The organism is Paenibacillus sp. FSL W7-1332, assembly GCF_037969785.1.
In the GTDB taxonomy this organism is placed as follows: Bacteria; Bacillota; Bacilli; order Paenibacillales; family Paenibacillaceae; genus Paenibacillus_AQ.
In genome coordinates this window covers 4,021,245-4,045,766 of record NZ_CP150209.1, presented here as the reverse complement: position 1 = coordinate 4,045,766, position 24,522 = coordinate 4,021,245, and the positions used below count along the sequence as shown (strand labels likewise).

The 24,522-nt window shown below is 50.0% G+C and carries 20 protein-coding genes; 19 read left to right on the top strand and 1 reads right to left on the bottom strand.

Features of this window, described 5'->3' with window-relative positions; all coding sequences use genetic code 11:
• The first annotated feature begins 71 nt into the window (after positions 1 to 71).
• The 16 genes from MKX98_RS18020 to MKX98_RS17945 all read left to right on the top strand — a co-directional run bounded on the left by MKX98_RS18020 (position 72) and on the right by MKX98_RS17945 (position 21,232).
• Entirely contained in the window at positions 72 to 2,576 is a 2,505-nt protein-coding gene (locus MKX98_RS18020; RefSeq protein WP_339217571.1) for a heparinase II/III family protein, read from the top strand.
• Positions 2,564 to 3,526: an ABC transporter permease subunit gene (locus MKX98_RS18015; RefSeq protein WP_220685041.1), complete on the top strand. Its 963-nt coding sequence runs from the start codon at positions 2,564 to 2,566 to the stop codon at positions 3,524 to 3,526. Before MKX98_RS18020 ends, MKX98_RS18015 begins: the two co-directional genes overlap by 13 nt.
• Before the next feature lie 33 nt (positions 3,527 to 3,559).
• On the top strand, positions 3,560 to 4,435 hold the full coding sequence (locus MKX98_RS18010) for a carbohydrate ABC transporter permease (protein WP_339217569.1): 876 nt from the start codon (positions 3,560 to 3,562) through the stop codon (positions 4,433 to 4,435).
• A gap of 88 nt (positions 4,436 to 4,523) precedes the next feature.
• Positions 4,524 to 6,119: an extracellular solute-binding protein gene (locus MKX98_RS18005; RefSeq protein ID WP_260067807.1), complete on the top strand. Its 1,596-nt coding sequence runs from the start codon at positions 4,524 to 4,526 to the stop codon at positions 6,117 to 6,119.
• 125 nt (positions 6,120 to 6,244) lie between these two features.
• A complete protein-coding gene (locus MKX98_RS18000) occupies positions 6,245 to 7,948 on the top strand; it encodes a hypothetical protein (protein WP_339217567.1) in 1,704 nt (567 codons plus the stop codon).
• A gap of 23 nt (positions 7,949 to 7,971) precedes the next feature.
• The gene (locus MKX98_RS17995) at positions 7,972 to 9,210 is read left to right on the top strand and encodes a DegT/DnrJ/EryC1/StrS family aminotransferase (protein ID WP_194542982.1); all 1,239 of its coding nucleotides are present in this window, start codon (positions 7,972 to 7,974) and stop codon (positions 9,208 to 9,210) included.
• Positions 9,191 to 11,098, top strand: a complete 1,908-nt coding sequence (locus MKX98_RS17990; RefSeq protein ID WP_339217566.1) for a hypothetical protein — start codon at positions 9,191 to 9,193, stop codon at positions 11,096 to 11,098. Before MKX98_RS17995 ends, MKX98_RS17990 begins: the two co-directional genes overlap by 20 nt.
• On the top strand, positions 11,085 to 12,113 hold the full coding sequence (locus tag MKX98_RS17985; protein ID WP_339217565.1) for an alpha/beta fold hydrolase: 1,029 nt from the start codon (positions 11,085 to 11,087) through the stop codon (positions 12,111 to 12,113). Before MKX98_RS17990 ends, MKX98_RS17985 begins: the two co-directional genes overlap by 14 nt.
• Before the next feature lie 92 nt (positions 12,114 to 12,205).
• A complete protein-coding gene (locus tag MKX98_RS17980; RefSeq protein ID WP_194542980.1) occupies positions 12,206 to 13,657 on the top strand; it encodes an extracellular solute-binding protein in 1,452 nt (483 codons plus the stop codon).
• A gap of 411 nt (positions 13,658 to 14,068) precedes the next feature.
• Positions 14,069 to 14,746 carry a response regulator transcription factor gene (locus MKX98_RS17975; RefSeq protein WP_113058367.1) on the top strand — a complete coding sequence of 226 codons (678 nt, stop codon included), beginning with the start codon at positions 14,069 to 14,071 and terminating at the stop codon, positions 14,744 to 14,746.
• The gene (locus MKX98_RS17970; RefSeq protein ID WP_339217561.1) at positions 14,743 to 16,563 is read left to right on the top strand and encodes a HAMP domain-containing sensor histidine kinase; all 1,821 of its coding nucleotides are present in this window, start codon (positions 14,743 to 14,745) and stop codon (positions 16,561 to 16,563) included. The genes MKX98_RS17975 and MKX98_RS17970 overlap by 4 nt, the downstream gene beginning before the upstream one ends.
• A gap of 180 nt (positions 16,564 to 16,743) precedes the next feature.
• Positions 16,744 to 17,445 (top strand): N-acetylmuramoyl-L-alanine amidase, encoded by a 702-nt coding sequence (locus MKX98_RS17965; protein WP_339217560.1) that lies wholly within the window; start codon positions 16,744 to 16,746, stop codon positions 17,443 to 17,445.
• A gap of 10 nt (positions 17,446 to 17,455) precedes the next feature.
• On the top strand, positions 17,456 to 18,139 hold the full coding sequence (locus tag MKX98_RS17960) for a GDSL-type esterase/lipase family protein (RefSeq protein WP_339217558.1): 684 nt from the start codon (positions 17,456 to 17,458) through the stop codon (positions 18,137 to 18,139).
• A gap of 35 nt (positions 18,140 to 18,174) precedes the next feature.
• Positions 18,175 to 19,581: an MBOAT family protein gene (locus MKX98_RS17955; RefSeq protein ID WP_339217556.1), complete on the top strand. Its 1,407-nt coding sequence runs from the start codon at positions 18,175 to 18,177 to the stop codon at positions 19,579 to 19,581.
• A gap of 12 nt (positions 19,582 to 19,593) precedes the next feature.
• Positions 19,594 to 20,733 (top strand): DHHW family protein, encoded by a 1,140-nt coding sequence (locus MKX98_RS17950; protein WP_339217554.1) that lies wholly within the window; start codon positions 19,594 to 19,596, stop codon positions 20,731 to 20,733.
• 4 nt (positions 20,734 to 20,737) lie between these two features.
• Complete coding sequence (locus MKX98_RS17945) at positions 20,738 to 21,232, top strand: DUF4358 domain-containing protein (RefSeq protein WP_339217553.1); 495 nt, start codon at positions 20,738 to 20,740, stop codon at positions 21,230 to 21,232.
• 19 nt (positions 21,233 to 21,251) lie between these two features.
• On the opposite strand, the gene MKX98_RS17940 is transcribed toward MKX98_RS17945, so the two are convergent.
• On the bottom strand, positions 21,252 to 22,172 hold the full coding sequence (locus MKX98_RS17940; RefSeq protein ID WP_339217551.1) for a YafY family protein: 921 nt from the start codon (positions 22,170 to 22,172) through the stop codon (positions 21,252 to 21,254).
• Positions 22,173 to 22,270: 98 nt separating this feature from the next.
• On the opposite strand from MKX98_RS17940, the gene MKX98_RS17935 reads away from it, so the two are divergent.
• The 3 genes from MKX98_RS17935 (at position 22,271) to MKX98_RS17925 (ending at position 24,398) form a co-directional block, all read left to right on the top strand.
• Positions 22,271 to 22,735, top strand: a complete 465-nt coding sequence (locus MKX98_RS17935) for a VOC family protein (protein ID WP_194542971.1) — start codon at positions 22,271 to 22,273, stop codon at positions 22,733 to 22,735.
• 78 nt (positions 22,736 to 22,813) lie between these two features.
• Positions 22,814 to 23,377 carry a YdeI/OmpD-associated family protein gene (locus MKX98_RS17930; protein WP_339217549.1) on the top strand — a complete coding sequence of 188 codons (564 nt, stop codon included), beginning with the start codon at positions 22,814 to 22,816 and terminating at the stop codon, positions 23,375 to 23,377.
• A gap of 190 nt (positions 23,378 to 23,567) precedes the next feature.
• A complete protein-coding gene (locus tag MKX98_RS17925; protein WP_339217548.1) occupies positions 23,568 to 24,398 on the top strand; it encodes an isocitrate lyase/phosphoenolpyruvate mutase family protein in 831 nt (276 codons plus the stop codon).
• Positions 24,399 to 24,522: the final 124 nt, after the last annotated feature.

The following is a 24,522-nucleotide window of genomic DNA, read 5'->3' as shown; positions in this document are numbered from 1 at the left end:
AAATTATGACAGCGTTTTCTTGGTCGGTTGTACAGTATGAAACTCACTTATTAACGGAGGAGCTGAGATTAATGCTTCGAACGGAATTTATAAAGCCCTCGCTGCTGGAGACGGGGGAAGAGCACCGGCTGAGCTTCATGCTAGCGGAGCCCTGCGGGAGACTAGAACCCCAATCGGATTCAGCGTATAGAATTACCTGCAGCGATCCGGAGACACTTGGGGTGAACGGAAGTCTGATAACCGGGCTGAAGCCGGGCGAGACGGAGGTATCCGTATATTCCCAGGGCGATAGCCCATCAGCGTGCAGCTGGAAGGTGCGGGTACAGCCGGCAGGTATGGATTCAGTCATGAAGCTGCAGGACCATCCGAGAATATTGTTTTCGGAAGAAGAACTCAAGGCATTTCGGGAACGGATTAAGCCGGGCGAGGGCCGTTCTTCGAGGATCATCGATGCATCTCGGCTATGGGAGGAATATTTGGCAAAAGCGGACGCCTATGTGGAGGAAGAAAGCTTCGAGGTGCTGTATCCGTCCATATCGGAGCAGTGGAAGGTTGAGCTGCCTCTGACAGAGCCGAAGCGGGCGCCCGAACCGCAAGGACATACCTTCTTCCCCTTCTGGACGATGTATGCCAGAGCGATTGAGGATCGGCTGGTCGTCATGTCCACGTCCTTCCTAGTGACGAATGAAAGAAAATATGCGGAGCGAGTGAAGGAGCATCTGTTGTCCCTGACTTCCTTCGGTAAATGGTATGAGTTTGACGAGCGGGGTGCAGAAGGAAATCTGAGCAACGCCCACCTGCTGCTTGGCGTTTCGAGTGCCTATGATGCGATTCACCGTCTTCTAACGGAGGATGAGCGGCGATCCATTCGCCAAGCCATTCTGGAAAAAGGACTGCAGCCGCTGGCCATCGATATCGGAAGCAGCGATATGCACAATATTGTCGCAGCCAAGCAGGTGGCGATGGTGTACGGTGCGGCGGCTATCATGGATGAGATCTCGTTTGCCGCCAAATATTTAAACGCCGGACTTACTTATCTTCGAAGCTATCTGGAACGAAAACGGGTGTCCGGCGAAACAGAGGGGCTGCTGTACGACAATGTGGCAGCACGACATGCTTGGATGGCGGCGGATCTTTACCGGAGAATCAGCGGCGATGACAGCCTGGTACAGGACCCGTATTTACGGGAAGAGCTTCCCGAGCGTTTTTTTCGGCTGATGGCGCCGGGGGAGGAGAGCTCGTTCCCGAATCTGTCGGATTCGTTTTCCAAGCTCGATATCACATACCTCATGGCCATGACAGCTACCCATTACGGCCATCCGGCAGCGGTGTGGTACTTGCAGAAGCATGCAGCGGCACATTACAATTCGCTTCTTTATTTGCGGAAAGAGACCTCCCCGAAGAGCCCGTCGGAGCTGTACGGCGCATGTGCTTCAGCGGTCTTCCGGAGCGTAGGCTGGGCCGCTCTGCGGTCAGGATGGGGGGATGAAGATCATCTGCTGTGCTTTACCTCAAGCAGCTCGGCGAAGGACCATAATCACAGAGACCAGAACAATCTGGTGATCAATGTCGGCGGAGAATGGCTGCTGACCAATCCTGGCTATCAGGATTATGTACCCGGTCCGAAGGCGGATTACACTATCGGCACGGTAGGACACAATTCGCTGCTCGTCAAGGGTCAGGGACAGCTCCACCTGGGAGGAGGCGATCTTCGGGAGGAACTGCTGCTACCGTCATTTGAGGCGGTTGTCGGGGACGCTACCGAAAGTTATGGAGGGCTGCTGAAAGGCTACCAGCGATCTGTCATACATATCGATTCGGCTTATTACGTCGTCGTGGATGATGTGGAACTGCATCAGGATTCAGATGAGGCGGAACTGCTGTTTCATACGACCTCGGCGGTCTTGGACGGTGATGAGCCCAAGGCCCCGGGCGAGAACCTGGAAAGTGACTCCATTGTATTCCAGGGGGAGAAGGCCGCTCTGCAGCTCATGTTCCCCTTTCCCGAGGAGAAGATGCTTTCCCTCCGTGAATACCCAGGGGCGGAGAGCTACGGTCCTTATGTTGCTGTCGGTGGCGCGACGGGAAAAAGACGGCGGTTTCTCACGCTGATCAACCCGCGATTCCAATATGGTGAAAGGCTGGAAATCCGTCAAAAGGAACAGAATGCCGGCAGCCTTACCTACGGTTTTACGGTGGTAAGGCAGAATAGGGCGGAGGATATCTGGCTGTTCTGCGCTGACGCGGCTGAAGCACGCTACCGGGGCATTACCTTCCTGGGAGATACCGCCCACATCTCCGGTGCCGGCAAGCTTCATTTGTGGAAGGCGGAGCGTCTGTCCGGCGGGGACATCGCTTTCGAGGCGGAACTGCCTCTAAGCATATACACCGATGCCCGCGATTCAACCTGCTTCGTGCATAATCCCCATCCGGTAGAAGTTCTCTTCAAGCTGAAGCTGATAACTGCCGGCGTGGAAGTCGAACAAACCACGCCACCCGGCTATTATGAATGGAATCTTATGAACATCGGCAGAGGTGGTCAGGCGGAAGGGAGAGAAGCTATGTGGAAACCGTGACTTCGAAAATCAATAAACCGGCTCCTGCCAAAGCGAGCGCATGGAAACGAATCCAAACTCGTATGTGGAGGGACCGTTATTTGTACCTCTTGCTGCTGCCGGGCCTGCTCTATTTTATCGTGTACCGGTATCTGCCCATGCTGGGCATATCACTTGCCTTTAAAGAATACAGTCCGTTCCGGGGATTTGCGGAGAGTCCTTGGGTCGGATTCGCGAACTTTGCCCGTATTTTCGAAAGCTCCGAGGTGATCCAGGTGATCTGGAATACCCTGACCATCTCCTTCCTGCAAATCGCGTTCGCATTTCCGGCACCGATCTTTCTGGCTATCATGCTGAACGAGGTGGCCAATCCGCTCCTGAAAAGAGGGCTGCAATCCATCGTTTACATGCCGCATTTTCTGTCCTGGGTCGTGGTGGTCGGCATCGTGACGATCTTTTTCCGCAATGAAGGTCTGGTCAACGATGTGCTCCGCGAGCTGTTCGGTCTGCAGCAGACGATTCCTTTTCTGACCGAACCCGATTATTTCCGTGCCTTTCTGGTGCTGGAGGTCATATGGAAGGAAGCCGGCTGGGGGACGATTATCTTCCTGGCGGCGCTCGCAGGCGTTAACCCGGCTCTGTACGAGGCAGCCGTCATGGACGGCGCTGGACGCTTCCGCCAAATCTGGCATATTACGCTGCCCGCCATCCGCAGCACAATCATTATCATGCTGATCATACGACTCGGTGACGTGCTGGAGATCGGCTTCGAGCAGGTGTTCCTTCAGCTGAACGCCTTTAACATGCATATCGGCAATACGCTCGACACCTTTGTGTATTACAAGGGTATTCAACAGTCGGACTACAGCTTCTCCACCGCGGTTGGCGTTTTCAAGGGACTGGTTGGTCTCGTGCTGGTTATGGCCGCCAACAGGCTGTCCAAGCGCTTTGGCGAGCAGGGCGTATATTAAGCGATTCGATTCTTTCAGAGAGGAGATCGACACATGAAGCAAAAATCCATCGCGGACCATTTGTTTAACGGTGTGAATATCAGTCTGCTGCTTGTCATATCCGCGGTCATGCTGTTTCCGTTTGTATATTTGTTCTCGGTTTCATTTTCCTCGTTCGAGGATTTTTTGGGCAGCAAGTTGCTGCTATGGCCGTCTAAATGGACGACCGACGCCTATGAATATATTTGGGCCTCCAGGACGTTCCGGCAGGCGCTGCTGAACACCTCGGTGGTTACCGTGCTTGGCACCATCGTCAATCTGTTTTTTACGGCGACGATGGCATACGCCTTGTCCCGTCCGATCGTTGGTCAGCGTACCGTTATGTTTATGGTCGTATTTGCGCTCCTGTTCTCGGCCGGCATGATTCCGACCTATCTGGTCGTGCAGGAAACAGGACTGCTTAATTCCATCTGGTCGCTTATTCTGCCGGTGGCCATTGCGCCCTTCAACCTGATTGTCATCCGCCAATTTTTCATGAACATCCCAAGCGACATGATCGAGGCAGGCATTGTGGATGGCGCGAATGATCTGCAGATTTTCGGACGTATCATCCTGCCGCTCTCGAAACCTGCACTGGCGGCATTCAGCCTGTTTTATGCAGTTACGCACTGGAACAACTATTTTGCGCCGATTCTGTACATCAATGATCCGTCCAAATGGACGATTCAGGTGGTGCTGAGACAGATTGTGGTGGTGGGGGAAACGACAGGCACGCTCGGGGGGGATAATATGTTCCTCGAAAATCCGCCTCCGCCCGAGACGATTCAGATGGCCGCCATTCTGATGGCGACGCTGCCGATCCTGATCGTGTATCCGTTCCTGCAGAAGCACTTCGCCAAGGGCGTCATGCTGGGCGCCGTTAAAGGTTGATGACTTCGCACGGCCGGACCATGGCGGCTGTCGAATGAATCATAGATGGAGGTCACACTCCGACATTGATATGAATGGGGGAAAGCTCATGTTAAAGAAACGCAGACTTACCGCAGTAATGGCGGCCTTGCTCTCTATCAGCCTGGCTGCATGCGGCGGCCAGCCGAAAGCGGAGGAGCAGCCGAAAGCCCCGGCTTCGGGAGATAAGAGCCCGGCGCAGGCGGATCCAAAGTTTTCGATTACCGCAATCGATTTCCGGTATGGCGATCCGCCGCCGACTTCAAGTCCCGGCATTGACATGATCAACGAGAAATTCAATGTGGACTACAAGCCTGTTTTTGTACCGAACACCGCTTTTGATGAAAAGATCAACGCTGTATTCGCATCAGGTCAGATTCCGGATATGATCGGTTTAATGTCGACCGACTTGAAAAACCGCTACAACAAGTTTGCGAAGCAGGGTGCGTTTTTGGACCTCGAGCCGTACATCAACGATTATCCGACCTTGAAGGCCGTGCCCGATTACATATGGGACTCCATGCGAGTAAACGGCAAAATTTATGCGATTCCACAATATGCCCCGAAGTATCAGGTGGTACCGGTGATCCGCAAGGATTGGCTTGATAAGCTTGGCCTGAAACCACCGACCAATTATGAGGAGCTAAAGGAGGTGGCGCTGGCGTTTACGAACGGAGATCCGGACGGCAACAGCAAAAAGGACACGTACGGGATTGCCATCGGCCAGGATATTAATCCAAACTTTAACCAGGGACCCTATTGGGACCCGGATGCCTGGTACCATCAGGATGCGCAGGGCAACTACATCCCGGGCATAATCGGTGAAGGCCGCCGGGAGTTTATTACGATGCTGTCCGAGCTTTACAAGCAGGGAGCCATGACGAAGGACTACGCGATCCTGAACTGGGGAGACACGAACAAGGAATTTTATTCCGGCAAGGCAGGCATCTTCATCGGAACGCCGCGCGGCATGTCGCAGGACTATATGAACGGGCTGCTGGCGATACATCCCGAAGCCGAGTTTATACACCTGGAGCCGTTCGAGGACCCATACGGAAACAAGGGACTGACGGCTGGAGCAGGGTATAACGGCCTTACCGTGCTGAGCGCCAAACTTGAAGATGAGCCGGAAAAGCTGAAGAAAGTGCTGGAAATGATCGATTTCGGCCGCAAATTCTATCCGCAGGATCAGAAGAATGAGAAGAACGCCGATTTTGACTGGTGGTCAGGCAAAGTCGGTTCAGGTTACGTTATGCAAGACGGCGTGCCTGTCTTCAACGAGAACTTCGGCAGAGACGGCCTGGGTCCTTCAACGTATTATGTTGATAATTCATCTTGGGTACCGCAGGACTCGGACAATGTATATTCCATTACGTATCAGACCAAACAGCTGGTGGATCTTGTAGCCGCCATTGAAACGATGTACAAGGATATGAAGCTTTATATCAACCCGATCAATGGATTGGAGTCGCCGACGGACAACGAGAAAGGCGCAGAACTGAAAAAGTATGTCATGGATGAGCAGGTGAAAATGATTGCAGGCACCCGTCCGGTGTCCGATTGGGATAAACTGGTTCAGGAGTACATGGACAAAGGCGGAGCCCAGATCGTCCAGGAATACAACGCGAATATAAAAGAGAAGGATCCTAAAGCACTTTTTAAGTGAGATTGGTTAAAGTGACGCTTTATAAATGATCTGTAGAACGGCGGGGCAAATCATTTTGCCCCTGTTCTGCATTGGATGACAGGCACCTATGCGAATGCGAGCAGGGGAAGGGGGAGAGATGTATCATGAGAAAGACAGCCAAAATCGGTTTATGGTTTAACAAGCGGTCGGCGGAGTACCTCTGGAGACACGGCCAGGACCAGTTTCAGCTTTATCTGGAGGAGGTGCTTGGGCATGCCGGCATTCCTTATACAAGGTTTGATGATGCCGATACCCTGGAGTCCTATCATCCCGATATCATCGTCGTGCTGCACGCTGGAGAGAAGGAAGAGGATCTGAACCGAATGGAGCAGTGGGCCCGACAGGGTGCGACGCTCATCAGCTACGGTGGATTGAATCGTATGGCCGGCCGGCTGGGCTGTACCCGGTTCGCCATCCGGGATGCGGTGTATGGCGATCTGTCGGGGTTAAAATATGCGCAAGGCATTCCGGTTCTGAGGGCGGTAATCAGTGATCCGTGGATGGTATCGCAGACATCTGTCATGCCGGTTGAAGCAGACGGCGTTCTGCGCCGGCTACGGAAAGATGGTGCCGAGGCGTCCGCGGCCGTCATCAAGTTCCCGCTCGGCGGCGGACGGCTGATCCGCTGGAACGTGGACATTCCTGCGAACATCGTCATGCTGCAGCAGGGCGGAGGGCCGGTCGTGCAGGACGGCATACCTGCTCCGGACGGAACAGGAGCGGTGGACGAAGGCATTCTGAAGGCGGATGACCGGTGTGAGCTGGACTGGAATGAGGACCGCTCGGTGACAGAGACCGGGATGCCTTATTTTGATACGCCGTATGCAGACTGGTGGCGCGAGGTGATTGTCCGCCAGCTAATGGAGGAAGCGGATGCGCTTGGATTGTCGCTTCCGTTTCTGGATTATTGGCCGGAAGGCGTCCATCAGGTGGCCATGATTTCGCACGACAGCGACTTCAACGTTGAGGAGGCGGCCCGAACGACGTTGAGCGTGCTTCAGAATAACGGCGTCCGATCGACCTGGTGCATGATCGAGCCGGGTTACTCTCCTTCGTTGTACAAGGAAATTCAGGCAGCCGGGCATGAGCTGGCTTTTCACTTCAATGCTTTGGAGCAGGAGAATGGCATATGGAGCGCCGAAGAATTCACACGTCAACTGAGCGTGATCCGGAGCACCAGCGGATCGCCAATCGTATCGAACAAGAACCACTATACCCGGTTTGAGGGCTGGGGAGAGCTCTATGAATGGTGCGAGTTGAACGGCATTGAAGCGGATCAGACCCGGGGGCCGAGCAAAAAAGGAAATGTCGGCTTTCCGTTCGGTACCTGCCACCCCTATTATCCTATCGCTCGTTCTCATGAGCGAAATCGGCTTTACCGGGTGCTGCAGATCGGCTTTCTGACCCAGGATCTGGAGCATCCCACACTTTCGGATGTGTCGGTGATTGCCCCGTTTCTCGAAAAGGTGGCGGAGGTCCGCGGCGTCGCTCACTTTCTGTTTCACCAGCAGCATATCCATAACCTGGAGCAGGTCCGGCATGCGCTTTCGCTTGCCGTCGAAACCGCGAAGCGTCTTGGTTATGCGTTCTGGACGAGCGAGGAGATCACTCGATGGGAGCAGGCCAGAAGATCTGCGGTACTGCGGGTCGGCGCTGACGGAATCCTGATCGCCGAGAATCTTCCGCAGGGAGCGGTATTGCGTCAGCCTTTGAATGCGGAGGCGGACCCGTCAGCTTCACGGACGGAAATTCGCTTTGGGCGCCCGTGTGCAGAAGCATCGAGCAGCGTGAAAACAGCAGCTGAATAACGACGATGAGGAGGAATCAGATCGTGGAAACGTTAGCGATTCATGGCGGAGCGCCAGTCAAGACCGGTCCTTTTGGCACAGGTAAAAGATTCGGGGATGAGGAGGCCGCGCAGCTGCTTGAGGCGCTGGAGCAAAACACGCTGTTTTATCATTTCGGCTCCAAGGTTAAACAGTTTTTGGCCGATTTCAATGCGATGTACGGCCGGGAATACAGTGTGGCGACATCCTCCGGCACCGCAGCCCTTCATGTCGCGCTTGGTGCGGCTGGCGTCTCCGTAGGGGATGAGGTCATAACAAGCCCGATTACGGACCAGGGAACGCTGATCGGCATTCTGTATCAGAATGCCATCCCGGTGTTTGCCGATCTGGAGCCGCACACTTACAATTTGGATCCGGCTTCGGTTGAGGCGCGCATCACACCGAGAACCAAGGCCATTATCGTCGTCCATCTCGCGGGATATCCGTGCGATATGGATCCGATTATGAAGATCGCGAAGAAGCATGGCATCAAGGTTATCGAGGATTGCGCACAGGCCTATTTGACCCGGTACAAGGGCAGGCTGACCGGGACCATCGGAGATTACGGCTGTTTCAGCACGAATGATTTCAAGCATATTTCCACCGGGGACGGCGGTATGGTGCTGATCAATTCGGGAGCGCGCGAGGATTACGAAACCGCTCACGCCTTTGCGGACAAAAACTATCGCCGTCTAGGCACCACGGTTGACCGAGGAACGAGTTATATTGCACCGAATTACCGGATGACCGAGCTGCAGGGAGCCGTCGGAATCGCCCAGCTGAAGAAGCTGCCCTGGATATGCGAGCGGCGTAAGCAATACGGCGACCGGCTCAATGAAGGATTGCAGGGAATCCAGGGTGTCATTCCGCCGCAGGTTGACCCGGAGCATAACTGTACATACTGGTTCTACATGCTGCGGCTTGACCTGGATCAATTGACCTGCAGCCGCGAAGAGTTTTGCAGAGCGCTGGAGGCGGAAGGCATCCCGAACCGTGCCGGCTATATCCCACAGGTGTGCTATTTGCAGCCGCTGTTCCAGAAGCGACAGGCTTATCCGGGAAGCCATTTTCCGTTTGACGGCAGCAGCGTTTCCTATAAACCTGGCCTGTGTCCGGTAGCGGAGGAGATTCTGGTCACGGCGGTTCAGATTCCACTGAACGAATTCTACTCGCTGGAGGATATTGAGGATATTATTCACGCGGTTGCCAAGGTGGGTGCTTGTTATGCCAAAAGCGATGAGTAATACGGATAAAGCGGGCGGCGGTAAGATCCCGGAGAGGATGGGGGCTTTTGAGCGGATCGGCGTTCCCGCGGACGTGGATGAGAGCCGGTCAGCGGCGGTCTGTCGTAGAGACGACGGAGCCGAACGCATCGTAATCGCTGCCCGGGGATACGTGCTGATTGTGGATCCCGAGACGGGAAGCTGCAGCCAGCTTTATTTTCCGGGGGGCGAGGGCCAGTATCCGTTCGCGTCGGCCAGTGATCCCCGGGGGTGGTTCTATACGGGAGCAGGCCGCTATTTTTATATTGTAGATCCGTTCACTCCAGCATTTGTTGGACAGCACCGGATTCCTGAAGGGGAAGAGGAAGCGGGATTTGCGTTTGCCGTTAAAGGGGATGGACGGGTTTACGCCACAACGTACCCGGGAAGCTATCTGGTTGAGCTCGACGCTTCGTCAGATTCATCATGTACCTTATGCAGGCTGGATTCCGAGAGGAAGTATGCCATGACGCTTGCATGCGGAAGCGACGGGAAGATCTATGCCGGACTAGGCACGACATCGTCGGCCATCGTCTGCTTCCATGAGGAAACCGGCGAGCTGGAGATATTGCTCGAGGGCCCCCCGGATATGCCCGGGAGCGCTGCCGTTCTCCAGGGCTGCAACAGCTCTGTCTACGGCTGGCTGCCTTCAGGAGAGAATGGAGACGGACGATGGTACCGGCTGGGCGAGCACGGGGCGGAGCCAGTGTCGGCGGAGGAAGTCGGTCCATCCCTGTATAAGGGAGCAGGTTACAACAAGCTGCATCTGGACCTTGACGGTGGCCGAACACTGCTGAAATGGCAGCTGTCCGACAGACAGGTCGTCATCATGGAAGCGGACGGGAGCTTGAGCCGGATTCCGCTTTCCTACAAGGGAGGCGGAACATCGCTCTCCCCGCTGTACGGAGGCCCGGACGGCATTCTGTACGGCACCTCCAATCACCCGCTGCATTTGTTCACTTATGATACCACAGCCGGGCGTCTGACCGATTGGGGAGGCGATATCGTGGAGCGGGGAGGCGGCGGCAATATCGCCGCTTATGCGGCTCAAGGGAACATCATCGTGGGTGCGGCATATGCAGGCGGCATGGTCCATCTGCTGGATACGGCAAAAGATTGGAATACGGAAGAAGGACCCTGCCGGAATCCTAGGCTGATCTATGAAAATGCCGCTGTCCACAGGCCGAGATGTGCGGCCGCGCATCCGGACGGCCGTCATGTTCTGTATGGCGGATTTCCCGGTTATGGTGCCGCAGGCGGCGGGCTCGGCATCGTGGATGTGCAGGCCGGTCAGGTGGAGATGCTAGAGCACCAGGAAATTGTCAGCGGGCAGAGCACGATTTCACTGGCGGCACTGCCGGACGGCAGGGTATTCGGGGGCACCAGCATTGAAACTCCTGGCGGTGGGATCAGCAAGGCGGGGGAAGCGGCGATGTATGAGTTGAGTTGGCCTGACCGGAAAGTGATTCGGCGCTGGGTGCCGATCCAAGGAGCCAAAGAGATTGCCCAGCTGGCTCCCGGCGTGAACGGCGTCCTGTATGGACTGACCTCGGAATCGATATTTTTCGTTTATGATGCTGATCTGCAACAAGTGGTTCACCGAAGCGATCTTTCTTCATGGGGCCGTATTGTCCGGCAGGGGCTGCTCATGACCGAGCGGGAGGGCCGTCCATTCCTCTTGGGTCTGCTGAGCAGGGCTTTGTTCACCGTGAATCCTGTAAACATGCAGCCAGAGCTGCTGGACCGGCTTCCGGCCGAAGCGACCAGCGGGATCGCCTGCCTGAACGGAGACGTGTATTTCGGTTCCTTTGCTGAGCTGTGGCGGTATCGGTTGGAAGAGGAGGGGAATTACTTTTATGAATCGGTTTAATGGGGACATGATGCCGCTGTTAGAGGGAATACATACCCTTGATGCTTGGATGGAGAGGGAGTCCAGACTGCGAGAGCGCTGGCTGCAGCTGCTGGGGGAGCCCCCGGGGCCGGTTGATTACAAGCCGAGTGCGGCCGCAAACAGTGGTGGCTTCCGGGTGATATCAGAGCATGACGAGGAAGATCACACAAGACTTAAGATCGTTTACCCTTCCCCGGAAGGGGATCCGATCCACGCTTATCTTCTGCTTCCACATGGAAAGCCAGCTGAGGGAGGTTATCCCGCTGTTCTGGCTCTTCATCCGACAACCGAGAACGGAAAAGACGATGTATGTCTGCCTTCCGGTCGGGAGAATCGGCGGTATGGTCTGGAGCTGGTTCAGCGCGGATTTGCCGTGCTGGCACCGGACTCCATCACGTTCGGCGACCGGGTCTACCCAGGGGAAGAGCCTTTTCAAACCGCTCCGTTCTATCAAGAGCACCCCGCGTGGACTGCGGTTGGTAAAATGCTCTCCGATCACATCACGGCGGTCGATGTGCTGTCCTCGCTGCCGCAGGTAAACTCCCACCGGATCGGCGTCATCGGCCATTCGCTGGGCGGCTACAACGGCTGGTTTCTGGCCGGAATGGATAAACGCATCAAGGCTGTCGTCTCGAGCTGCGGGTTTACGATGTTCCGCGGTGATCCGGAGCCGAACCGCTGGGGGCAGCGGGAGTGGTTTTCCCATATCCCTTCCATAACGGACAGCCTGAGTAACGGCTCCCTTCCGTTCGAGTGGCATGAAATCGCGGCGCTTGCGGCCCCGGTGCCCATGTTTATGTGGTGCGGGACGCGAGATCCGATTTTTCCGAACTGGCGTGAGATTGCATCGGGTCTTGGGGAACTGGATGGCTTGTATGATTTTCTGGGCGCTTCATCTGCTTTCGAGTGCTGGATCGGTCATGAAGGGCATGACTTCCCGAGGGATATCCGGCAGCGTACCTATGCTTTTCTTGAGAAGAAGCTTGCAGAGTAAAATATATACGCGTTCTTTAAGCGGAGTGCATGGAATCCTGATGTTCCTCATGATATACTGATTGTTATAGACATGTATAGGAGCGGTATATATTGTTGCGTAGAAGAAATGAATTTCATGAGCGTTATGAACGCTTTGTCCAGGAATTGAGAAATGAAATCGTCTCCGGCGTTCTTCAGCCGGGTGAATTTATTTTGCCGGAAAATACGCTTAGCCAGAAGTATGAAATGAGCCGGGTATCGATCCGGAAGGCGCTGGATGAGCTGGTGAACGAAGGACTGATCGAGAAGATTGCGGGCAAGGGCAACCGTGTGAAGGAGCCGGATGAGGACAGAACGCCTGTCGTGCTGAAACTCGCCTGGTTCTCCTCCTCCTATGAAATTCCGATTATCGAGAAAATGATCGAAGCGTTCGAACGGAAGCATCCGTTCGTTCAGGTGGAAATGGTGCTGTACGCCGAGGACTTCTACACCGAGACCATCATTCGGTCCATTGATGACGGTCAGGGCCCCGATCTGTTTATTATGTCGGATCAGCATTTCCGGGAATGGACCGAAAGCGGGCGAACGAATCTGCTGACAGGATATGTTCCTCCTCGTCTCATGGAGGAAGGGGTCAGCTATCCGAGGGTGTTCGACCTGTTCAACGATGAGGGCAGCATGCTTGCGGCGCCGTTTGTGTTCTCTCCGGTGGTCATCTGCTACAACCGTTCGATCTTCCGTCAGCACGGCCTGCCTTACCCTATCAGTCTTGGCGACTGGAAGGAGCTGCTGGCGGCGGCCAAAGCCTGCACATCGGCCCCGGACGAAGACGGAATGACCGATCATTACGGCTTCTGCTTCTCCTCGTCTCCGAACCGCTGGCCGGTCTTCCTGCTTCAAAATGACGGCAGCATTATGGCTGCAGACCGCAGCCGGAGCACGATGGCGGATCAGCGGAATATCGAAGCTTTGGAGTTTTGCGTATCGCTTATGTACAAGGAGCATGTGTCGCCGATTTTCTCCCATGGCAGCAGCCATTTAGCCGAGAGCCTCTTTATGAAGGAACGGGTTGCCATGATCATGTCCACCTATTACTTCATGAATGAATTCCGCGATCATTCCATCGACTGGGATGTAATGACCCTGCCGAACGGCACCAAGCCCGCAACGATGCTGCTTGGAGGGGGGCTGTCGATCAACGCTGCGAGCAGTCATCGGAATATCGCTGAGAAACTCGTGGATTTTATGACAGGTGAGGAGGCGCAGACGCTGTTGAAGAAGCACGGCTGCACCATTCCGGCTTTGCGGTCGGTGGCCGAAGATGACCGTCTGCTGAATCCGGACATTCATCCGCAGCACTATAACCGTTTTCTGGAGGTGCTGCCTCACGCTTATCCGCTTCATACCCTCAACCTGAGCCAATCTGAAATATCGACGCTCCTGGATGAGCTGAATCTGCTGTGGGCCGGCATGGAAACCCCGGCGGATACCTGCACCCGAATTGAGCAGCTATTCAACAGCCGACTGGGCCTGACGGGCGCCGGTACGGGAATGGAGAAGTGAACGAAACTCTTATTCCGTCTCATTACGTCAGGTAGTTTGAGCGGTAATTAAATGTATGAAGGAACTTCATGGCAGGATGCCGAAATTGTCAGATGACTCAGATGACAATGACATATGGATTTTGAAAGCCGCATAAATTGCGGCTTTTTTCAGTTTGTAGTATCAGCTTTTTTCCTAATTGAACGACAAGAGCTTAAGACGAAGCTTGTTACATAATCACTCCATATTGATCTTGTCTGCACCCGATCTTGATTTCTCTATTCTATGATTAGTCCCAATATAGATTAGAGTTGTGTCTCAGATGACTACGTTTGTTTAGTATTTTAAAAAGTGTTACGATCCAACTGAAGTACACACTGGTGAGTTTGAATGGCTAATGTTCATGCTCATATAAACTTGAGAGGTTGTCACATGTCTAAAACAATAATGATTGTAGAAGATGAGCATATTTTACGAGAAATCATAAAAGATTATTTGCTTGAAGAAGGTTATGAAGTGCTCGAAGCGGATGATGGCAGAAAAGCTTTAGCACTTTTCCAGGAACATGAGCTGGATCTGATCATTCTGGATATCATGCTCCCTGAATTGGACGGATGGTCCGTATGCAAACGCATCCGAAAAGTATCTAACGTTCCGATTATCATGCTGACGGCCCGTTCGGATGAGGATGATACCTTGATGGGTTTTGAACTGGGAGCCGACGACTACGTAACCAAACCGTACAGCCCTCCAATCTTGCTGGCACGGGCGAAGCGGCTTTTGGAGAGCAGACAGACTCGGGAACAAGAAGACGATACATTGTCCAGCAACGGGATTTCCATCCACTTTCCATCCCGAACGGTGGCGGTGGATGGGGAAAACTGCAGTTTGACGCATACGGAATTTGAAATTTTGGCTTATCTGATGAAAAACAAAGGAATTATTATAACCAGAGAACAGCTGATTACAAAAATCTGGGGGTATGATTTTGTCGGTGATGAGCGTACGGTCAACAGTCATATCCGCAATCTGCGTTCCAAGCTGGGAGAGCACGCCAAGCATATTGCTACGATCGTTCGATCAGGTTACAAGTTCGAGGACAAGTTATGAAACAAGGCATTGTTCTTAAGCTGTTTCTATTTACGACGGGATTATGCTTATTTATTCTAGCTATTATCTTTACCTTGCAGACCGTATTTTTCAAACAGTATTATGTTCATCAGAAAGTGAAGGACGTGAGCGCGGCGCTTCAGGCTTACGAACAAGACTACCTGAATCAAACAACGGACACGCAGGAGACGGCAAAGCTGGAGCAAGATTTTTATCAAAAGCATAACATCTGGGTTACGACTGTGGACACCCAAGGTAATTTAAAGTACACCGATGATTTCTTCATGGAAGTCAAGCTAAGACATTCGGATGAAACCATGTTTTCCAATAAAACGATGACCATTCCTCTGTATAGTGTGATCGACGTAGAGGACTTCAGCAGTGATAATCCGTTCCTCACGCCTTGGATTAAAGAAGGGGAAGAGATCGCCATGGAAGGTTTGATTATGAATGGCCAGCCGGTGATCCAGCGGATGGGAAGGGGTAATTCTAACCTAAGAGACGAAAGCAGGCTGGAAAATTCGCAGATGATAAGAAAAGAGTACGAGGTCGTCACTCGATTTGCGAGTCCGAACCAATACTTTGAGAAATATCCCACATTTCTGGTCGAGGGAACCATTATGAAGGTCCAGTTACCGGAAGGCGCAGGGGTCTCGCGTTATACCAATCACTTGTTGCTGGACCGCATCAAGGCTTTCCAAGCGGATTTATTGTACGGCGACTGGAAGGATAGCAGGAACCCCAATCAGATCGTAGATTATAAAGAAAATGACGTGAATTACAAAATTTTCGTGAATCGCATCCAAGATCGCGACGGAAATCCCGCATATCTGTTCGCGATGGCGTCACTCCAGCCGGTTAATGAAGCCGCAGGGATGATCAAAGAATACTATGTGTACATCATTATTGCCACTCTGCTTCTCGTGGTGCTGGCATCGTTCTATTATTCTCGTCAGATCACTCGGCCGCTGCTGCGCATCAACCGTACCACACGGCAAATGGCAGACCTTGATTTTTCGGAGAAAATCCCCATTACAACGAAGGATGAAATCGGGGACTTATCACGCAACATTAATGAGCTCTCCGAGCGTCTGCACTCTCATATTCTTCGGCTTGAGCAGGACATCGAGAAAGAAAAGCAGCTGGAGAATACGAGAAAAGAATTTATATCCGGCGTGTCCCACGAGCTGAAAACTCCGTTAAGTGTTATTCAAAGCTGTCTGGCCATTATGAAGGACGGGGTGGCAAGCCATAAAAGGGATTATTACTTTAAGGCGATGGAGGACGAAGTTAGGAGAATGGATCTGCTGATCGTGGATATGCTGGAATTGGCCAAATACGAATCTGGAACGTATACCATGGACATGGATTCCTTTTATATCGACACCGTTATCGAGCGGGTATGTACAAAATTGGCTGCGGACATCGAAACAAAGCAGTTACATCTTGATATGTCACTGAAGCCAGTCGAAGTGCTGGCAAATGAGCGGCGAATGGAGCAGGTCGTTGTCAATTTCCTCAGCAACGCGATTCGCTATACGCCGGAGCAGGAGTCCATTCTCGTCAGTATCTTGGAAGATGGGGACACCGTTAAAGTATGCATCGAAAATAAAGGAGCCCACATTCAAAGCGAACAGCTTGAGAAGATCTGGGATCGGTTTTATCGCGGCGAGCCTTCCCGAAAACGGTCGACTGGAGGGACCGGGCTGGGCCTTTCTATCTCCCAAAAGATTCTGGAGATGCATGGTGTCTCATATGGTGTAACCAACACTCCTGATGGAGTCCTATTCTATTTTCATTTGAATAAGAAAGCGTAGAACCCGGTTCTGCGCTTTTTTAATTAAAGAGTTGTTCTTGAAGGTTCTTATGGACCTGTCAGGAACAGCTCTTTTTTGTTTGCCATCGCCAAAGCCTATTACTCTATGAAAGTTTGATATCATCTGCACCTTATCTTGATCTCGGGCTACTACACTTTTATCAGGAGGAGGAGAGAACGTATGAGAAAAGGCAGCTCGATTATAATCACTCTTATGTCTGCGCTGGTGATCGTTCTGCTGTGTCAACTTGTTTCGAGGGAAGGGACGCCAAGCGACCGCAAAGCCGGCATGGATGTCCGCTCGGATAAGATAAGAACGCTAGAATACCGGTCAGAAACGCCTTATAAGGTCGTGATTGATTCAGGACATGGCGGTAAGGATAACGGCGCAACGGGAGCCAGTGGTAGTTTTGAGAAGGATTTTACGCTGCAGCTAGCGCTAAAGGTAGAAGAACTGGCAAAACAAGAGCCGCAGATTGAAGTGGTTCTCACTCGATCAGAGGATCGCTTTATATCTTCGATTGACCGGGAACGGCCGGAAATCGCCAATCGACTGGGTGCGGATATATTCATATCCATTCACGGAAATACGTACGAAGACGCTAGTGTTTCGGGTACAGAAACCTACTATTATCATGAAGATTCCCAGTTCTTGGCGGAAATTATGCAAAAGCATTTGGTTCAGACCAGCGGATTTCGGGACCGGGGAGTAAAAAAAGAGGATTTCTTTGTCTTGAAGGATTCGAACATGCCGGCGGCTCTAATCGAAATGGGTTATTTAACGAATCCGCAAGAAGAGAATGAAATGCTGACGGAAGATTTCCAATACCGGATGGCAAGCTCCATTCTGGACGGAATTAAAGAAGCTTTAAATTTAAATTAAAGAGAGGAACATGAACATGAAAAAAATAGTTGCAACCCTACTCCTTGGGAGTATTGCACTTGCCTTGGCAGCATGCGGAAACGAATCCTCAAGCTCGAGTCCGCAGCAACCGACCACTCAAAACCAAGGACAGGCAACGGAATCAAAAGGCTCCGTAGAAACCGAGTATCAAGCACTTTTCCAGAACAGCGTTTTTGTGGGGGATTCCATTACGGAGGGTTTATCATTTCATGATGTGCTTAAAGAGGAGAATGTTCTGGCAGGCGCCGGAAAAACGGCGGAGTTTGCACTTCAAGATATGGCTGAGTTGACTAAGCGGGATCCGGAACATGTCTTTATCCACTTGGGATCGGATGACATTTTATGGCCAACGGATAACCCCAAAACCTATTCCTTGAAAAACTATGCGAAGTTGATCGGTATAATCAAGGAAAAGCTTCCGCAAGCGAAAATAACTCTTTTATCGGTAACCCCGGTAACGGCAGAAGCGGAAGAGCTGGAACCAAGATATAAAAATATCAATGATTATAACCAAGGCTTAAAAGAGTTGGCGGAGAAAGAGAATATTGGATATGTTGATTTGTCCCCGATATTTTCAAACGGCTCAAATAATCTGTACGATTCGGACGGGATTCATTTTAAACCGGAGTTTTACGCAAGCATGCTGGACCTGGTAAAAGATCAAGTGGAATAACATGTTATGGATCAATCAACATGGAGGTGTGAGTATTGGTCTTTAGCAGCCTAATATTCCTGTTCCTCTTTCTGCCGGTCACCATTCTGATCTATTACGTTTCTCCGATGAATTTTAGAAATGCTGTCCTCCTTGTTGTCAGCCTGATTTTTTATGCATGGGGAGAGCCCATATACATTTTCATCATGATTTTCTCCACGGTCTTCGATTATATCAACGGGCTGCTGATCGATAAGTATAGACATCGGAAGCTGATGGCCAGATCGATTTTTATCGGCTCGATGGTCGGCAGTCTGGGTATTCTCGGATTTTTCAAATATGCGGATTTTGTTGTGGACAACATCAATCTGTTGTTTCATATGAATATCCAAGCGACCGATTTGCCGCTGCCTGTTGGCATATCTTTCTATACCTTTCAAACGATGTCTTATGTCGTTGACGTATACTTGGATAAAGTATCGGTGCAGAAGAATTTCATCTCCTTTGGGGCATATGTGACCATGTTCCCGCAGCTTGTAGCGGGTCCCATCGTCAAATACGGCGATATCGCGGAACAGCTCGTTTCCCGTAAGGTGTCGCTGGACCGTTTTGGCGAAGGGGCGGAGCTGTTCATCAGGGGACTTGCCAAAAAAGTGCTGTTGGCCAATAATATCGGATTATTGTGGGCGAGTGTTAAAGCGACGCCGATCGAGGAATTGAGCGTACTCTCCGCCTGGCTTGGCATTACCGCATTTACTCTGCAAATCTATTTTGATTTCAGTGGTTACTCTGACATGGCACGGGGACTAGGGAAAATGTTCGGATTTGATTTCATGGAAAATTTCCGATACCCCTACATCTCAAAAAGCGTAACCGAATTTTGGCGCAGATGGCATATTTCGCTCGGCAGCTGGTTTCGGGAGTACGTTTATATACCGCTTGGCGGTAATAGGTCAGGCCTTATGAAGCAGCTCCGGAATTTACTGGTCGTATGGTTTTTAACCGGATTATGGCATGGAGCCAGCTGGAACTTTATCGTGTGGGGTTTGTATTTCGGATTCTTTGTGATCATCGAGAAACGATTTCTTTTGCAAAGTCTTGGACGTTTACCCGCTTTTGTCGGCCATGTCTACACGCTTCTGGTCGTTGTGATCGGTTGGGTATTGTTCGAAATGGAGCAACTGGCTTCCGCTTGGCGTTTCATCGGCGTGATGTTCGGTTTCGGCGGGCATGCTTTTGCGGATCAGCGGGCGCTCTATGATTTGTCTACGAATGGTGTATTGTTTGTCGTGTTGGCAATTTGTGTTACTCCGCTTCCAGGAAAGATGTTATCCTGCATGAGGGAAAAATGGAGAATCGCCGGCGTGATTACCGTTCCGCTTATCTATTTTTTATTCATGATCCTGTCGACGGCTTATTTGGTCAATGAAACCTACAATCCGTTTTTATATTTTCGATTTTAAAAGGGGACAGCCATGGGATATTACAAAAATTTCAAAAGTAACTTGCTTGCCTTATTGCTGCTCCTATTTATTAGCGTAATCGCAGTTCTTCATCTTTTGGCGGTGGATCGTTCATTTTCGGAGTCAGAAAACCGGATGCTGAAGCAGCTGCCGCACTTCTCGCTGAAAGCATTGCTGTCAGGAGATTTCACTGCGGATTTCGAAAAATATGTGTCCGACCAATTTGTTTTCAGAGACTTTTGGATCGGGACAAAAACCGATGCGGACCGGCTCTTGGGAAAAAAGGAGAGCAACGGAGTTTACCTGGGAACAGACGGGTATCTGATTCAGGATGTCATTCCCCCGGCGGAAGAGGATTTGAGGGAGAAGATCGAAGCCATTCATTCGTTTGACCAGGCCACGCCGGAAATGAATAAATATGTGATGCTGGTACCAACGGCAGCCGCTCTATATAAAGACAAGCTCCCGAAATATGCGATCATCGGCGATCAAGAAGCATACTTGAAAAAAGTAAAGCAATGGCTGAATCCCAATATACGTTTTATCGATGTTTTTCCAAGTTTATATGCTGCGCGTGATCAACCTATATATTATAAAACCGATCATCATTGGACGACGAAAGGCGCTTATATCGCTTACCTGGAACTTTGCAGACAAATGAGGCTGACACCACAGGAAGAGGAAGAGTTTAACATCCAGCAAGTAACCGATATATTTTTCGGTTCGCTTTATTCAAAAAGCGGGTTCAGACATGTACAGTCCGATCGTTTGGAGCTTTATTTGCCAAAGGACCAGGAGAATTACACCGTAACGTATGTCGATGAAGAGAAAACTACGGATTCATTGTATGCGATGGAGCAACTGCTCAGGAAGGATAAATATGCGGTGTTTCTTAACGGTAACCATGCACGAATCCATATTAAAACGGCTAATCCGAGCGGTAGAAAGCTGCTGGTGGTCAAAGATTCGTACGCTAACAGCCTGATTCCTTTCTTAATAAAGCATTTTAGCGAAATACATGTGGTAGACCTTCGGTATTATGATGAGGATTTAGCGTCTTTCGTGAACGAGCAGGGGATCCAGGACATGCTATTGCTTTATAATGCGAATACGTTTTTCGAGGACCCATCCATCAAAAATGTAACGGAGTGATTAAATGAAGAAACAATGGAGCGGGAAAAGGAGTTTTTACCCCGTTATGCTTGCATTCATCGTCGTAATTGGCGTATTGTCCGGTTGCGCAGGCAAGGATGACAAGACTTCAGAACAATTGACTGCCACCGAAATCGGAAAAAGTATCGAACAGGCAGTTAGCCTAAAAGACATGAAAAAGCAGGATCTGAATAAGCTGCAGAAATTGTATAAGATGGATACAGACAGCATGGATGATTTTATTCTTTATACGTCTACATCGAATGTAAAAGCTGATGAATTGGCCATTATCAAGCTAAAGGATGAGAGTCAGGCAGAAAGCGTCAAAGAGAATATGGAGCAACGAATCGAAGCACAGAAAATAAAATTCAAGGACTATCGCCCCGATGAATATTTTCTGGTCGATAATCACGTGTTAAAGACGAAGGGGCGATTTATTTTCTTCGCGGTTTCTAAAGACGCCGAATCAATGGAACGCACGTTTGACAGCGCTTTTTAACAGAAGCCCAGCTCAAATCCTAATTTTCCAAATAAGAATATTTCTCCACCATTTTATATAAATAATTTCGAAACTCTTCCACGTATGATTCAGGTTCTACGATTTCCAGATTCGTGCCGAAACCTGCTAAAAACTGAAATCCAATATGGTTTTGAGGTACATAAATGGTTGCCAAGAAATATTCAGAATTATAGATTGAAATACTCTTTCGACCGTACCTTTCAATGAATTGATCTTTTATGCTTGGCGAAATCAATGCCTTTATAGCGACTAGTTGCGGTTGATAACGGGTTGTTTCTTGTTCTAATGCATAATCTCTCGGTTTAAAGGTATCTTCATTCATATTGAGATTATCGATCCTGGATAATTTAAATGCTCTATAGCTCTGACGATGTAAACAGAATCCCTTCAGATACCAACTCGTCTCGCTATAATGAAGCTGATACGGCTCGACGATTCGATTCGTTATCATGCCATTTTTATCTATATAATCAAATGAAATTAACTTTTTCCCTAAGATCGATTCCTGGCATGTCTTCAAGGTTTGAAGAATCTCGGACCGACCCTCCCAATCATAAAATGACAGTCGGACTGAACCTTTCAGTGACAATGGGCTAACCATGGCTTCTATCTTTTTAATAGTTACTTCAACTTCTTCGCTAATTAGAATTTGTTCCAATCCGCCGAGCGCAGTCAAAATATTCTCCAAGTCGGAGCTGCTTAAAAGACGTTTATCCACCTTGTATTCATCCATAATCCCGTATCCGCCATGAATTCCATGAACAGAATAGATGGGGATGTTGGATAAGCTCAGTGTTTCCATATCGCGAAGAATCGTTCTTTTGGAAACGTTAAATAATTGTGCGAATTCTTTTGTTGAAACGATATCTTTTTTTAGCAGTATCATGATAATCGATATTAATCTTTCAACCTTCTCCATAGCTGCCCCTCTTTTGGTACAAATTTTTAAATGGTGACATGCGTCTGTCACCACTAATAAATTATACTTCATTTATCAAAAGAAGGAGGTACAACTTTATGTCAGCTATAGCATATTTGAATTTTGATGGAATCGCCGAAAAAGCGATTGAATTTTATTCGGAGGCTCTCAATGCGAACGAGGTAAAAAAAGTGAAATTTAGGGATTTTCCGCAGGATCCAAATTATCCATTGCCAGAAAATGAATTAAATATGATCATGGAGTCTTCAATAGAATTTGCAGGCGGAAAAATCATGATGTCGGATATTTTGCCTTCCATGAAGGCGGTAACGGGCGAGTTGGTAAAAGGAAATAACGTACTTATTAGTGTAGTCATGGATGATAAACAAACATTGGAAGACTACTTTAGCCAATTGTCTGTTGGCGGTCATGTCGTAATGCCGTTATCCAATACCCCTTGGTCTTCGTGCTTTGGAATGCTGGTTGATCAGTTCGGAATTGCCTGGAAATTTAATAGCGACGCAGATAAGTTTCTTGATCGTGTCATTTCCAACAAACAGTAACTCATTCAAAACATGGCCTTCCAATGAAAGGCCATGTTTTAATATTCTCATTAGAAAGGAGGAGGGGGGGTTATAGCTATGAAAATTGAGAATGTCATTCCAGCAAAAACGAGAGAGGATTTAAGAATTTGGCTGCAGAACCATGCCGAGAAGTCTTGCTGGGTCTTGGTAAGTATGACGCCAACCCCTGATATGTTGTTATATTTGGACGTCGTTGAGGAAGCCTTATGCTTTGGATGGATTGACGGAGTCAAAAAGAAAGTGTCTGAAACCGGGCTGGCCCAGAGACTGTCTCCTAGAAGTAAAAAAAGCTCATGGACCGAATTAAATAAAGAACGTGTCCGCCGCCTCGAAAAGTTGGGGTTCATGAGTGACAAAGGCAGGAGGGTTCTTCCTGACATGGATCCCGGTTCTTTCAGAATAGATGGGATCATCGAACAAAGGCTTAAAGAGGAAAAGCAAGTATATGAGAATTTCATGGCATTTCCGGATCTTTATAAAAGAGTTCGGATCGACACGATACAAAGCTATAAGAATCAGCCGGAATTATTTATGAGCAGATTAGACAAATTCATAACCAACACGAGAGAAAACAAGATGTACGGTCAATGGAACGATAATGGCCGTCTGTTAGATTATTAATATTTCCTGGGTCGAAGGCCAACAACCGTATTCACTCAATTTCTTATAGCTTTTGATTATTATTCTTGTCAGACTTTACCGTATCCTTGTGAAGCGTAATGTGCATTCCATATTTCGATGTGTATCGAATAGTACTCGGTTTATACTATATACAAAAGTACACCAGAATGTAGATGGGGAGGGTTATGGTATGGACATGACAAAACAGCTTGAACAGCTTGCCGCCTTTAAAAAGCTTCATTCCGATTTCTTTATTTTGCCTAATGCATGGGATGCTGCAAGCGCGAAAACTTTCGAGAAGTGCGGCTTCAAGGCCATTGGCACGACAAGTGCAGGCATTGCGGTTTCCCATGGGTATGCGGATCGGAATATGCCCTTTGACAGGATGCTGGATACGGTACGCAGGATCGTGCAAACCGTGGATATTCCGGTTACCGTGGACATGGAAGACGGATATGGACAAACACCCGATGAAGTCGCAGAGTCGGTTAAGCAGGTGATCAAGGCAGGCGCGACGGGAATTAACATTGAAGACAGCAGAATGGACCGACAAGCGCCGCTGCTTGATATTCCGGTCCAGCAAAAAAAAATAGCCGTCATCCGGGAGCTGGGGAACGCCATGGCTTATCCTCTCTTTATCAATGCCCGGATCGATTCTTACTGGATCAAGTCTATGCCGCCTGCTAGGAGGCTTGAAGAGACGATCAGGCGGGCTCATGCCTACCAGGAAGCCGGGGCAGATTGTATTTTTGTTCCCGGAATCCAGGATATCTCCGACATCCAAACATTGCGTCATGAAATAAGCTGTCCGATCAATGTATTGGCCGGGCCGGGAATGCCTTCCGCAAATGAACTTGAAGCACTAGGGATTCAGCGCATCAGCACCGGTTCAGGACCTTTTCGCGCCGCACTATCGCTGCTGCATCGCATGGGCCAAGAAATTCTGGAGAAGGGAACTTTTGAGCATATGACTTCGAGAGTCCTTTCTTACGATGATTTATCCAATACTGAAACACCTTAATGGAAAATTAGCTTTGGTAACAATCAACGAAGGTAGCGTCTCACACACAGATCTTCATTCCCGCAACGCTATGGCTGCTGGTAAAACGGCAGAGCGATGGAGAACAGTTAAAATGTATCCCTGG

Coding starts and splice junctions, on each gene's coding strand:
- MKX98_RS17925 (WP_339217548.1), top strand. CDS start 23,568: ATGGACATGACAAAACAGCTTGAACAGCTTGCCGCCTTTAAAAAGCTT.
- MKX98_RS17985 (WP_339217565.1), top strand. CDS start 11,085: ATGAATCGGTTTAATGGGGACATGATGCCGCTGTTAGAGGGAATACAT.
- MKX98_RS17960 (WP_339217558.1), top strand. CDS start 17,456: ATGAACATGAAAAAAATAGTTGCAACCCTACTCCTTGGGAGTATTGCA.
- MKX98_RS18005 (WP_260067807.1), top strand. CDS start 4,524: ATGTTAAAGAAACGCAGACTTACCGCAGTAATGGCGGCCTTGCTCTCT.
- MKX98_RS18000 (WP_339217567.1), top strand. CDS start 6,245: ATGAGAAAGACAGCCAAAATCGGTTTATGGTTTAACAAGCGGTCGGCG.
- MKX98_RS17930 (WP_339217549.1), top strand. CDS start 22,814: ATGAAAATTGAGAATGTCATTCCAGCAAAAACGAGAGAGGATTTAAGA.
- MKX98_RS18010 (WP_339217569.1), top strand. CDS start 3,560: ATGAAGCAAAAATCCATCGCGGACCATTTGTTTAACGGTGTGAATATC.
- MKX98_RS17965 (WP_339217560.1), top strand. CDS start 16,744: ATGAGAAAAGGCAGCTCGATTATAATCACTCTTATGTCTGCGCTGGTG.
- MKX98_RS18020 (WP_339217571.1), top strand. CDS start 72: ATGCTTCGAACGGAATTTATAAAGCCCTCGCTGCTGGAGACGGGGGAA.
- MKX98_RS17970 (WP_339217561.1), top strand. CDS start 14,743: ATGAAACAAGGCATTGTTCTTAAGCTGTTTCTATTTACGACGGGATTA.
- MKX98_RS17990 (WP_339217566.1), top strand. CDS start 9,191: ATGCCAAAAGCGATGAGTAATACGGATAAAGCGGGCGGCGGTAAGATC.
- MKX98_RS17935 (WP_194542971.1), top strand. CDS start 22,271: ATGTCAGCTATAGCATATTTGAATTTTGATGGAATCGCCGAAAAAGCG.
- MKX98_RS17945 (WP_339217553.1), top strand. CDS start 20,738: ATGAAGAAACAATGGAGCGGGAAAAGGAGTTTTTACCCCGTTATGCTT.
- MKX98_RS17975 (WP_113058367.1), top strand. CDS start 14,069: ATGTCTAAAACAATAATGATTGTAGAAGATGAGCATATTTTACGAGAA.
- MKX98_RS17940 (WP_339217551.1), bottom strand. CDS start 22,172: ATGGAGAAGGTTGAAAGATTAATATCGATTATCATGATACTGCTAAAA.
- MKX98_RS17950 (WP_339217554.1), top strand. CDS start 19,594: ATGGGATATTACAAAAATTTCAAAAGTAACTTGCTTGCCTTATTGCTG.